The organism is Xylanibacter ruminicola, from assembly GCF_900142525.1.
GTDB classification, from domain to species: domain Bacteria; phylum Bacteroidota; class Bacteroidia; order Bacteroidales; family Bacteroidaceae; genus Prevotella; species Prevotella ruminicola_A.
In genome coordinates, this window is record NZ_FRBD01000039.1 from 1 (window position 1) to 12,942 (window position 12,942).

The following is a 12,942-nucleotide window of genomic DNA, read 5'->3' on the forward strand; positions in this document are numbered from 1 at the left end:
AACCTCTTACTGCAAAGCAGTAAGGCAGGCAAAGCGCTTACTACATAACAGTAAGCGATATTCTCTTGCCTAACCCAGAAAAGATGCGAAACAGAGTAGACAGTTGAACATCAACATGCCCATTTTCAATCTTCGAGATATAGCTTTTCTTGGTACCAATCTTAGCAGCCAGCTGCTCTTGAGTAAGCCCAGCCTGAAGTCTGTGTTCTTTCAAACACTCTGCTAAACAAAAAGCCTCAGCCTTTGCCTCAAAAGCGTCTCTTCGGGCTGTGCCATCTTTACCATATTCTGCATCAAGCAGTTCATCAAATGTTGTACTGGCCATAATAGCCTCTTTCTTCTTTGTGTCCATATTACTTTTCCTCCTTACTTTTAAAATACTCTTTCTTTATTGCCTCTGCACGTTTTATTTCTTTTGATGGTGTTTTCTGAGTCTTCTTTTGGAATCCATGAAACAACACCACTATCGAACCTTTATCCAAACAACAGAATATCCTAAAGATATTACTGTCCAATTCAACTCGTATCTCGTAAATTCCATCCGAACCTTCTATGATACGGAAAAATTTCCGTGGGATGATGCGCTGTGTTTCAACAAGCCGCAACACGAAGTTGATTTTATCTCGGACATCGTCCGTTTGTTCAATATAGAACTCTTTAAAATAGTCCTTAAATAACTTTATCGTTCTTACTTTTTCCATCTCGATGATTGATTATCGCTGCAAAGTTAACAAATTTGTGAACATCTTCCAAATAAAAAACACTTTTTTTATCAATAAATAGCAATTTAATAATTATATATACTATTCCTCCATATCCAGCGAAGCTACAAAAACATCTTAAGCATCTCGTATCTCCGAATCCAAGGCGTGTATATATCGTCCTTATTCCTGTTGGCAAATATAGTATTTTTCTTAAAACAAAGCAAAATATCCCAAGAAAATGTTTATCTTTGCACCCAGAAAGCATCAAGAGCAGTCGCTACTATATATAGCGAACTCGCCAACCGAGTAAAGGATACCACGGTGGCCAAGGTACGATGCGGGAGAATAGTATTAACTTCAAAAATTTATCCTTATGAAACAGAAAAATTCAAGTTACAAGTATTATTTGGTTAGACTCTCGTCTACCCCAGTTTCTCAGTTAGTAGAGTATTTCAACAACGAAGTAGGCTCTCGCTCCTGGACTTCCCAACGTGCCACATTCGATGCCGCACTCATCGATGCCCTCATCCATAAAGGAATTGATGTGTCAGAAGTCTACGATGGCAAGAGAATAAGCTTTAATCACAAAGTCGATTTCGATTCGACACTAAAGCGACTCTCCACGACCGCATAATATACAGTAATCCGTCTCTGCAGTCTGCTCTTGCAGGGGCGATTTACCATTCGTACAAGTTTGCCTTAGCCTCAACTTCGTTTTCTATTTCATCAGGTAGAGCTGGGAAGAAATCAATACCAGTTAAACGTTCCACTTCATCCACTGAGTTTACATACTGGTCTTTCTTTTTCGTTCCTTCGTTATTCTTCACGACAAAGCCAATAGCCTTTGGTTTTCCTTCCAAACATAAGACCACCTTAAAAAAAGCCTCAGGCACTACTACTTTATTATAACCAATGACCTCATGTACTTTGTCGTAATACAACGGCCCACACACGATATATACGCCACCATATTTTTTCGCCCACTTACGGCAATCAGTTTCTACTCTATTCCATAGGCCACTATTCAAGCCTCTATCTTGAGGGCACATATTGGAAAGCAAGAAAGTTTCACTCATAGCATCGGCATCCCACTTATTATCACCTGCAGGACACATGTGTCCTCTAGACCAAGAACTGCCCCTATAATCATCATTTGTGGCCCTAGGAGCAGGGACATCATAATCTTCTCTATAGTCATTTGACCTTGCCCACTCGCCATCAGCATGAGATGTTGTTAGATACCATGCTACCCAATTGGGGCATTTCGTATCTTTATTATAAGACACTGTATATGCTTTTCTCTTTATTAATTGTTCAGCAACATCTCGTGATATTATTGGAATCTCAACAGAATTAACAGTAATAGTTTTATTTGTCAGATCTTCACTTGTTTCTTCTACGTCAGATACAAAACTATGTTTCTGATTTAAAGACGAATATGCTATCTCATCTTCTTTAGGAGAATCTGCCTTTCCATAATATTCGCCCTCAAATTCCTGGAATTCAGAACTTGAACATTGGCATGAATATATCATAAAGCCCAAGAACACAAAACAAGAAAACATATTCTTACTCATTGTATATCAATCAGTGTTGTTCATCCTAATATTACCAATGACTGGCACTATGTGTATCAAAAATCTCTGATTATTAACTTCTACAGAGTCGCGAGGGACGCCTTTCACACCACTACCAGCGACGACTAATTCACATTTGTCCATATTTGAGAAGTCTATACCTTCCTTCATCCAGAATTTATTAAGTTCCAAAGCTCTTTGATAACTTAGTACATCATTATTTCGGTATAGGTCTTGATTATAACCATCTGAAGAAGCCTGGCCTTCGATTACGACCAAATACTTAATATCTCCCTTTATACTATCATTTTTTTGTAATTGCTCTATTGTGCGCTTAATCTCCATTCCAGCCTTTACAATATGATGACGGATAGAATCTGCCTCGGCCACTCTGCCATCTGCATCCCCTGTTAGTTTGTATAGACTGAATTCTTTTAGCTGAAAAGTAACTTGAAGTTTAAAAATATGCTTAACATACTTGGGGTTAAATTCAAAATATGTTGAGTCGATATTTTCGACAGCTTGATAAATTGATCGTATCTCCTCATACTTATCAGCCAACTTTCTTAACTCAACTTCTTTTACTTTAAACCGATTATAGGATACTGCGAATAAAACTAACATAATAGCAAACAATGTTGTCATAATGTCAACATAGCTTGGCCAAAAAGAATGATTGTATTTATTCTCCTTCATATATTATCTACCAAATATTGACCAACTTGTTCTTCTATCACCAATATTATTTTCTTGCAATTTCCTATCTATCTCTTCAATTTTTTTATCAAGTGCTTTAATCTCTTCTGTAGGTATCCTTTCTGTCGGAATTGACGCGATTAATCTTTTTACCTCATCGAATTCTTTAGTTAACCCATTTATTTTCGATATAACATTCTGACCACCTTTTTCTAATCCTTCATCCCATATTACATCAAGTTTCTGCTGTATAGAAGATAATAGCTGCATATGATCGGATAATGATGTATCTAGATAATTTTTCGTCTCCTCGATTTTTTGAAGTTGGTTAGAATGATTATTTTTCAAATCGTCCACTGAATCAATTAGAGGATTATTGGTTCTAAACTTATCTACACTATCGAACACATCAACTGTAGACAGACGAATATCTTCAAGCTTTTCAACTAAATCAGAATCTGCTTTAAGAGCTTTGTCGATAGATTCAAGTTTCTCTAATAAACCAGGAATCTTATTCAATTGTTTAAATTCCGTTCTTATATCAGAAACAGTGAATGCACTCTCAAGCATCTCAATAAACTCCTTTTTCTTCTCAACAATTTCCCGTGCAACACTCTCCATAAATTCCTTGAACTCATCTGAATGAGTACTTATTGCTTCCGTATATTTCTTAGTCAACGTATTTACATCATCAATCTGAGCACTACATACCTTTTCCAACTCTTCTGTTGATAGTTCTTGGAAATTGTTTATAACTTTTGTGTTCTTCTCAAGGGCATTTATTTGTTGTTGTATAAGATTTATTTCTCTATTGCCAATAAGTTGATTCTGAGCCAGGCCTTCTCCGAATTTATTTATATTATCTTCAAAATTCACAAATCTATCAAGAATAGATTTCAATTTATTGACAATATCTTGAGGCAATTCCAGGGACAAAAGATATGCTTCTTGCGCATCCATTAATTCCTGTGTCGATGTATTTAGGAATTCTTTTTGCTGCTCTAAATAAACGATATTCTCTTCTAATGAATCCAAAGAATGAACAGAGTCAACAAACTTATCTAGGGTTTCTGTCATCTTTTCAGTCCTTAGCTCAACGAGAAGGGATTTAACATTTGTAGACACCTCATTAAGTTCGCCAATGTTCTCGCCCATTATCTTGACTGCATCTGTTACAACAGTAACGTTTTTTCTAAACTCATCTCCAAAAGCTTTGGTACACTCATCAAATGTGTCATGGAATTTTTTTATTACCGTATCAAAAGCCGGAACAAAATTATTAATAGTATCCTTCAATTTTGCCAATGATTCCACTACACTAGTACCTAACGTTGGCATTAGTTGATTTTGAATAAAGTCGTAAAACACATTTTTACGCTCATCCATTTTTTTCTTTGCACGAGATGCTTGATGGTTAGATTTTGTTGTCAAAAACAAACCACACAAACTAGTTAGCATAGAAATCATTACTCCGTAAATCAGGCCATTAATCTTGCCATCATCATCCAGGTTCATTAAATTTACGCTAAAAACAAAAAGACCCAAAAAGACACCCGTAAAAGTCCCCATCAGCCCTATATATGTAGGCATGGAAAGGTTAGATGTCGAATTCTCAAAAATCGTTTCAGTGAATCTTTCTGTCTTATTTTGAATCACAGCGAAATCTGTTGTTCCAACATTCTGACGAACATATTTATTCAGTTCTTCTATTAATTTTTGCAAAGAAGTTGATCCTGACTCATAGTCATTATCAGAAGTATAGGCAATTAGCTTTCGTCCATCCTGATCTTCAACCAAGCTATAATCGTCAGTGCTATCTGCAATAAAGAAATTCTTCATTCTTTTTGTTGCAGACATATTTCTACGATATGTATTTATTTGCCATATTAAAAAGCAAATAGTGACACATATAGACACAATCAATGTAGCATCCATCTCTATTCCTTTTTTGTAAGATTAAATACCTGCTGAATAATTGGAATAAAGAACAATGAATCATTATAACTCTCATCCTCCTTTATATCTCGTATATAAATCTTATCAAGTTCATCGCCAGGATTTACATTAAGCATACTCTTTATCTTTTCAGCTTTTTCATCTAATTTTTCCTCTTTTATAAGAAGCTTCAGCATACTCATATAAAGCTCGTTAAGATGTTTTACTTCACCAACAATACCATTTCTTAAGATCGGCTTATAATCCTTGTTAAGTTCATCAATAGACTCATATTGTTTCTTACCAAAACCAACATACTGGAAGGTTGAAGGTGACACTCTATCCTTATCACGATACAATCCTCCATAGCATGTACTTTCCTTTCGTTGCTCTGGAAGTATAATCTGAACATCTCGAACATTATCGCCAAATATATCTCTTAAGATAATCATTGTCATATTAACTAGAAGCTGCTCATCTTTCGTAAGCAGATTATCTATATATTTACTGCCATTACCACTAAATGTAATAGTAGTTGGACATTCAAGTTCTTTGGCCTTATAAACAGATGCCATGTGATAAATGATAGCAGCGTAATGGTACAAGAAAAGATGTTTAAACTCACTACGAAGTTTTACGTCGATCTCTGTTTCGTTAGTATTACTCAACCAGAAGTTTATAATATCCGTAGTTGTATATTTACTTCCTTCCTTACACAAGTCTTCATTTATTGCACGCAATTCATCATTCTTGAACTGTATACTATCAATATAGCGTTTATATATACCGTTTTCGCGCGTGTCGATAAATGAATTATTTCCGTTACCCCACAAAACATCACATCCAAAATGAACAGAATTGGCTATTATAGGCTTGTCTTCACTGAAATAAACCATATCTGTTGAACCTCCACCAATATCAATAATTGATACAGCTTTGGTACTTTTGAACTTATTCATCTCCAAGAAGTAGTAATAAGGAGCTTCAGACTCTGTATAACAACGAATCTGAGATTCATTAATACACAAGATATCTTCGCATCCCCTCTTCCAGATGGCATCATAGTCTGCACGCATTCTTGTTTTGAAACTTAGAGGCTGGAACCATATTATTTGTGTTTGGCTCAGATCACCATTGTCATCCAAAATGTCACTTTTAATAATAGCTAGCAATTCACGTATGAATACCTCTGCTTCTTTCTTATTTTCTCCTTCAGACCATTTAAGATCAGTAATTACCCTATTATTACCCCCAATTCTCTTTTTCTCATAACAGAATGCAATATTACGATTATCAAACAGTGACGGGTTATCCGTTCCATTAGTCAATCTGCAAAGTGCTGTTCTCAAAGGGAATTTATACTTTTTACCATCAATAAATGGCGGTACAAATTCGGTCAGGAGGCTCTCTACTATTCTAGGATCACCAGCATCATCCCAACAATCAATTGGTTTAATTTGTTTATTATTAAGTTTATCATGAAGATAACTCATAATGGGTTTATCCATCGTAAGTTGTTGTGGCTCAGAATAATTATTTGATTCTCGTCGTGATACATAGGTATTGGAAGTACCAAAGTCAATGGCATAGGTATAAGACTTTGATGAGCGCTGTGACAAAGTCCACTTAGGAATCAATATGCCACATGCGTCTTCATCTATCTGAAGCCTTATCACATCGAACGCAGTATTAAATATTTCATAAAATAACGTTGTACATGAATCGCCTTGACTTTGTTCAGAGCGTGTAACCTGAGGGCGAGCACCTTTTGTAAAGCTTTCCGAATCAGCCACTTCAATTAAATCACAACCTATGTCATCATTACGTTTAACAAAGAAATCTAATTGCACCTTATCTGCATTCAATTGGTCATTATCGTTATCGTCATAAAGTGCAAACATTACTTTGAAATAATTGTTCTCTGTTGGTTCTTGTGACAGAGTACGGGGAAATAAACCAATATCAAAGTTTACAAGCCAGGTCTTCTTAATATCAGCAATACAACCATACTCGGTTGTAGGTTTGTCTTCATATCTGTATTCGCGCTTGTAAGTTTCGTCATTGAATTCAAATGAAACTTCAACTTTTGCAAAAGAACCCGTTTTTCTGTTCTCTTTAAAGCAGATATTAATTTCGTCTAAAGGAAGAACATCCAATGCCTCCTTGGTCAATGGAATAATATAATCATAATCACGCTCATCATTATCATTAACATATTGTGGTACAAAGAAATTATCCCCAGATATACGGTATGGTAACTTGATAATATAATCACTAAAAAAGTTTAGTGTGTCAGTACCATTACTTTCTGAAATAGTAAGTCCATTAATAACAAGCGCATTATTATCTTCAGTCAATACGGGTTTTGTCTTCAAATGATATTTTTTACGCGTATCGCTATCATTAAAAGAATCAATGTAATCTCTGATATGCTCAAAGTCGTTAGATACCACTTGAGATCTAAACAATTCAAACATATACTTCTTAAACTCACGTGGTCGATCCTCAAACATACATATTTCACCAAAATACTTTCCCTTACCCTTACGGTTTATTAATGGCATATCATTGTAGCGAGGACTGGAAAACTCCTTTTTCTTGCTGTATGGTTTTCTATCAAGGTCTGGTGGTGTAACAAAACCTGTCATAGGAGATGTTGTAGCTAACAAATATTCTTTGCCATTATCCTCAAGCACGACAAAGTATAGAACATTTGCTTTTATATCATTTTCCATGAAGGCATTAATAGACTTTCCTAAAATAGGAGTCATATCCTCCAAACGTTGTATGTTATCTTCTTTTTTCCATTCTTTAATGAATATATTGAGTTCATCGGTAGAATGGCTCTTATGATAGTTCCAAAAATATAAGAGTTCAAAAACATCCAAACAGTCCGACACAAGTTGCTTGTAAGCTTCACCTGCATCTACTCCTTTATCTTTGTGTAACCTTTCCTCATATACTCTTCTAAAAGCCTCATTTATGACATGGAATCTTGCAAATGGTGTTGGTAAGGCATTTAATGCACTACCATTATTCGTTCTGTTCTCACCAACGTCACGTAAATCATTTTCAGTAATTTTGCCTTTTTCGGCACTCCATGTTTGAGTGGTTATACCTCGCTCTATAATATTTAAATCGATACTAGCCATAATTGTATTATTTAGAGTTTTCCTGTTTGATTATTAATCGCAGTATATGCAAAATCAAGAAAATATCGCAAAACGTTATGATGATTTTCATTTGGAATTTTACTAGCTTCTATCATATCTAATAGCAGTTCATGATCTCTGCTTGCATTAAATGAAAAGTGCTTAATGAACTTTGATAAATCTCCACTCGTTGATTTAGGTATAGACAATGGAGAAAAGCCTCTCGTGTTATTTGAGATTTCATCATACCAAGTATTGAATTTACCCATAAACTTATCCAGTGCTTTAAAATCACTATTATAGAACTTCTTGTTAAAACCATGGGTCTTCTTAAGAGGGAAAAAGGTCTCATCTTTCAAAACTTCCATTAACAAATTTAGAAGTTTCATATTAGCTACAATTCTAACCTCTTCCTTATAACCATTACCTAACGATTTCAAATCCAAGACCTCCTTATCGTCCTCTATAGCCCTACTCATATACTGAGGTCTGCTTTGCTTTGAACGGTTCCTTAGGAAATCAAATAAAGCAGTTGCAGCAATCATCTCTATAAAATGCGCTGAATTTTTCTGCTCTGCTTCGTTATTGTCATAAGAGGCTTGATGGCTAATATCTCCTATATAATAAAGATAATCAGGATTAACATTTTTCTCATAATAAGCCAATGCAGCCTTTGTCTTAGTAATAAAGTTTGCAGAATCAATATCACTTTTGGTTGTACTTGGATCTTCAAGGGAGAAGTATGGGAAAACGGTAACCGCTCCAACAAATGCCTTTTGAACCATAGGATGTCCTTCACAATTACATATTTTATTAAGCAACAACGGGAAACCAGATGCCCCTGTACCTCCAAAAATAGAACTAAAGATAAAGACTCTATCTCCATCTTTAAAATGCCTCAGAAAAGCTTCCCACCAATCTTGATTATCAATCAGATTTCCAAGAACAATTGTACCCACATTAGGGTTTCCCTTAAAACCTACAGAGAGTGCATTGTTCAAATTTGATTCCGACAATATTGTTTGGACAAGGAATCTGTTTATATCATTTGCAGGAATACGGCCAACCTCCAAGAAATCCCTTAATGTTCTATTATCGGCCAACGATGTTGATGTATCATTTTGCTTTCCATCATACTCATAATATCTTTTTATAGGAGTACAAAAGAAGCCATCAAGAGGGTTATGTTGGTCTTTATCAACATCCGCCTTTCCGACGACCTTATTGTAAACATCAATATAATCATTTATTAATAGATCCAAATTCTTTTTCTCCTCTAATTGCTCATGAGGATCTATCAAAATTGGACATATCTCATAACCATTAGTCTTCATACCAGCAGCCATTAGCATGACTGCAGATTTCATTATGCGGAGGCCTGTACCTCCGATGCAAAAAACAAATGCCTTGCTCATGATTACCTTATTTTAAACCAGCGATATGCGTTGGTTGATGAATAATTACAAAAAATGAAAGAACAAACAAAAACCCATAATAGCGAATATATCGCATTCATAAAACAGACTTTCATTACCAGCGAAGTGTCATAGCTAACCTTTACAATGCCTAAACAAAACAAATAGGTTGCTATACCGCTTAATAATACTGCTCCAAGTCCAAATAAAGCGCAATGAAGAGGATGATAATGCCTTCCTGCTTTTCTGTTGTAAGGAATATAATAATACCAACAAACGAGTGTCGTTATAAATAACATGATAAGAAACATCCAAATATCATTTGAATCAAGCGCATTCCAGAATCTAGTGGCAAGACGCTTTTTCTTCTCTATTTCTTCTGGGTCAGTTAGAGAACTTACGGCCTTATCAACATACTCTTTTTTACTTGTGAATAAATTCACTAAAACTGTCAAAAATATCATAGCTAATCAATTTTTACTAATTAATATATGTACTGCTTTCTTGTCTCTAAAACGTTCCATGCTCACATAGCATCCTGTTAAGAATTGCTCCATTGAGTATGTACGAGAAACGTCATTGGGAGTAACAGCACCCAAAAACATTGCAAAATCATTATTCGGGAAAATAACTTCAGGAGTATTTAAGCTAATGTTTAATACGTCGGCAGTATCATACATATCACTAAGATGTAACTTAATATTTGCAAATGCTGTTCGTTTTAATTGTTTGCCATCATCCTTCTTTATGTCATACGATATATCTTTTTTTGTTAGCTTATTCACGCCAAGATCTTCCTCGCTCTTAATCGATAGATACTTAATTAACGAGTCAGGGTTTTCATACATCCAAGGATAATCGGTTATATCAACATTTAAAACAATATCACAGTCTTCGTCAAAGCCGCTAAGTGCTTTAGCATTCTCAACAGACAAATAATCCGGATCCTCAATTTTAATTTTAGGGCTCTTATAGTCAACGCCCCACTCTATATAATCTACAAAATGTTTATCTTGATTCAAAAGGGTGCAAACAAAGTTCCTCATCCAAACCACATTTTCAGGATTTCCAATAATTAAGTAATAATACGGAGACTCTTCACATACTACACTTCCTTTCTTATCTAAGAATTCTGATTTTGCAACAATCAGGCAAAGGGCTTTGTGGGAATTTGCCATCATATTTCTAATATCTGATGTATACTGTTGCAGTAGTACAGAGATTGCAGCATTGCCCACAGGATCATATTTCATATCTGATACCAACATCCCCACCTCAGACTTAGAGCAATCGATATCTCCTAGGATTCTTTTAAGCATATCTGGGACATCAGTTGAAGCGCTCGAGACAAAAGCACCCGCATTCATTTTCGTTCTAAAATCGTTTAAACCGATTTTAATAGGAGAATCACCTTGCTTGGCAAAAATATTCACGCCTTCCGTTATTGAAGCAAAATCTGAAAAAACAGACCATACATCCTTCTTAAATTGGGTAGGCTTATTTGACCGAAAAAAACCATTCATGCTGCCAGAAACTTCAACATAGAACTTTATTTCTGATGGAGCTTTTGATGTGAAAGTTGCCACTTTCTCTGTATAGTTGCCATCTATATCAAAATGAGGCAACTCGTTGGGATTTAGATGTTTTCCACAACCGACTACGTTTATACCCATAGAAATGAGTAATAAGTAGGGAATAGTTAATGAATATAATCTCTTCATACCATTCACAGCCTTTTACTCCCATATTATGGCCTTTTGTTATAGGTTTAAAATAAAAGACGTGGGAGTCACTACTTCTCGCTTATCCCATGTGCAGGCTCTCGCATCGCCTCTCTCTTAGGACAAGCAACTCGAGTTAGCCCACGCCATGATATATTGTAACAATGTACAATACACCTAACGTAGACGCTCCGTTGCGTTCCTTCGAAGAGAGTTCTAATTTGCGAGATTAGCACATCGAAGATAACGTTCGTAAACGTCCTTTACAATAAGTTATTGGCTCTTTCACCTTTACAGGCTATGTGAGTCAATTGCAAAGATAGATATTATTTACGAAATACACAAATAAAAAAGAGAAAAAAATGGTTTTGGGGAGGAAAAAGGGGCAAAACACAAAATAAATGCCAAAAAATTGGAAGTTATTGAAATAGTTCGTATATTTGCAGCGTCAAAAGTTCGCTTTTGAATATCCAGGTAAGTTTCCCGAGAAGGCAGGACTATATCGACACCGCCTTTGGAGCAAGACATCACGATAACTACTCCATTTTAAAAGCCATCCCTTGCGGGATGGCTTTTATCGTTCATAGACTTTCTTAAACGTATAGAAGAAATCAGAACGACTAGCAATTACGCGTTTTACCGAGATGTGCTTACCACCCTTGATAATAAGTACCTCGATCGCCTTTTTGTTGATTTGAAAATATTGTGTTATAGCATAAGCCAATTTACGAGTATTATAATCTCTCGTCAGATGAATTAGAATACGATTGCATTGCCCTATTGCAAAGGTACAATAATTATCTGGATTACACAAAGGAATCAGCAAATAAAAAGGAGAAAAATGGTTTTGAGGTGGAAAAAGGTGGCGTAACGCGGCAGTGGCTTTCAGCCAAGACACAGTGACCGGAGCTACGGAGCTACCGAGCTACGGAGCTACATTTGGAAAAATGATATTATGGGATAAACAATGATAAATATTAAATTATATATTTAAGTATTATATATATTATAATATATATAATACTTAAAATAAATAGACCATTTACGATGGTATGTCAAAAACCAAAAGTAGCTCCGTAGCTCGGTAGCTCCGTAGCTCGGAACAACGAACCACTTCTTTGCCAATGAAATTACGAAAATCTTGCCATAAAATTACGGCTCATGGGGCACGAAATGGTTTGCTATTTTTGTTAACATCATTTAACGAAAAGAATCGCTGAAATATTTTTTAGGTACTTTTATTATTCGTACTTTTGCAATCGATAAAGGGGACGGAAAGACAAGGCGCCTGATCAGACCACCCATAACCATTAAAAATTACAAAACATTATGGCAAAGATTTTCTATCTGTTGAAGCAGAACAACGTGAAAAATTCTGCAGTGAAAGGCAAGTGGTTCGCTAAGAGCAAGACCATCGAGACTCTGAACACCCGTAAGCTGGCTAACCACATCAGTGAGCACGGAAGTATCTACACCCCCGACGTGGTGTTCGGCGTGCTGGAGAAGTTCCGCAGTTGTCTGCTGGAGATGCTGCTCGACTCGAAGCGAGTGAAGATTGACGGACTTGGAATCTTCTACACCACCCTGGAGAATGAGGCAGGCGGTGCCGACAAGAAGGAGGATTTTACTCCACAGAAGAACCTGAAGGCGCTGCACATCCGATTCCTGCCCGACCAGCAGGCCGAGACCAACATCTCGAGTCGTGAGTTCATCAAGAAGGCCGAGTTCGTGAATGCCGAGAC

General features: G+C 36.0%; 11 protein-coding genes and 1 riboswitch. Of the genes, 2 read left to right on the top strand and 9 right to left on the bottom strand.

Annotation, left to right across the window (positions count from 1 at the left end; translation table 11 throughout):
- Window positions 1-40: 40 nt before the first annotated feature.
- Both BUB86_RS16455 and BUB86_RS16460 read right to left on the bottom strand, forming a co-directional pair.
- Window positions 41-352 carry a helix-turn-helix domain-containing protein gene (locus BUB86_RS16455; protein WP_073211711.1) on the bottom strand — a complete coding sequence of 104 codons (312 nt, stop codon included), beginning with the start codon at window positions 350-352 and terminating at the stop codon, window positions 41-43.
- A gap of 1 nt (window position 353) precedes the next feature.
- Window positions 354-701 (bottom strand): type II toxin-antitoxin system RelE/ParE family toxin, encoded by a 348-nt coding sequence (locus tag BUB86_RS16460; protein ID WP_073211714.1) that lies wholly within the window; start codon window positions 699-701, stop codon window positions 354-356.
- Between the two features lie 259 nt (window positions 702-960).
- A riboswitch (SAM-I-IV-variant riboswitch) is annotated at window positions 961-1,079 on the top strand.
- Between BUB86_RS16460 and BUB86_RS17880 the strand changes: the two genes are divergently transcribed.
- The gene (locus tag BUB86_RS17880; protein WP_217653247.1) at window positions 1,078-1,338 is read left to right on the top strand and encodes a hypothetical protein; all 261 of its coding nucleotides are present in this window, start codon (window positions 1,078-1,080) and stop codon (window positions 1,336-1,338) included. It overlaps the preceding riboswitch by 2 nt.
- Before the next feature lie 43 nt (window positions 1,339-1,381).
- Here the strand turns inward: BUB86_RS17880 and BUB86_RS16465 are convergent, their stop codons facing one another.
- The 7 genes from BUB86_RS16465 to BUB86_RS16490 all read right to left on the bottom strand — a co-directional run bounded on the left by BUB86_RS16465 (window position 1,382) and on the right by BUB86_RS16490 (window position 11,200).
- Window positions 1,382-2,281, bottom strand: a complete 900-nt coding sequence (locus BUB86_RS16465; RefSeq protein WP_073211717.1) for a DNA/RNA non-specific endonuclease — start codon at window positions 2,279-2,281, stop codon at window positions 1,382-1,384.
- 6 nt (window positions 2,282-2,287) lie between these two features.
- On the bottom strand, window positions 2,288-2,977 hold the full coding sequence (locus BUB86_RS16470) for an OmpA family protein (protein ID WP_073211720.1): 690 nt from the start codon (window positions 2,975-2,977) through the stop codon (window positions 2,288-2,290).
- 3 nt (window positions 2,978-2,980) lie between these two features.
- Entirely contained in the window at window positions 2,981-4,816 is a 1,836-nt protein-coding gene (locus BUB86_RS16475; protein WP_073211722.1) for a hypothetical protein, read from the bottom strand.
- Between the two features lie 98 nt (window positions 4,817-4,914).
- The gene (locus BUB86_RS16480; RefSeq protein ID WP_073211725.1) at window positions 4,915-8,064 is read right to left on the bottom strand and encodes a hypothetical protein; all 3,150 of its coding nucleotides are present in this window, start codon (window positions 8,062-8,064) and stop codon (window positions 4,915-4,917) included.
- A gap of 11 nt (window positions 8,065-8,075) precedes the next feature.
- Window positions 8,076-9,479, bottom strand: coding sequence for a hypothetical protein (locus BUB86_RS16485; protein WP_139261722.1), 1,404 nt, complete (start codon window positions 9,477-9,479; stop codon window positions 8,076-8,078).
- A gap of 2 nt (window positions 9,480-9,481) precedes the next feature.
- Window positions 9,482-9,943, bottom strand: coding sequence for a hypothetical protein (locus BUB86_RS17375; RefSeq protein ID WP_139261724.1), 462 nt, complete (start codon window positions 9,941-9,943; stop codon window positions 9,482-9,484).
- A 6-nt stretch (window positions 9,944-9,949) separates the two neighbouring features.
- Window positions 9,950-11,200, bottom strand: a complete 1,251-nt coding sequence (locus BUB86_RS16490) for a hypothetical protein (protein ID WP_139261726.1) — start codon at window positions 11,198-11,200, stop codon at window positions 9,950-9,952.
- Between the two features lie 1,329 nt (window positions 11,201-12,529).
- Between BUB86_RS16490 and BUB86_RS16495 the strand changes: the two genes are divergently transcribed.
- The coding region (locus BUB86_RS16495) for a hypothetical protein (protein WP_073211732.1) at window positions 12,530-12,942 on the top strand (413 nt) is incomplete at its 3' end.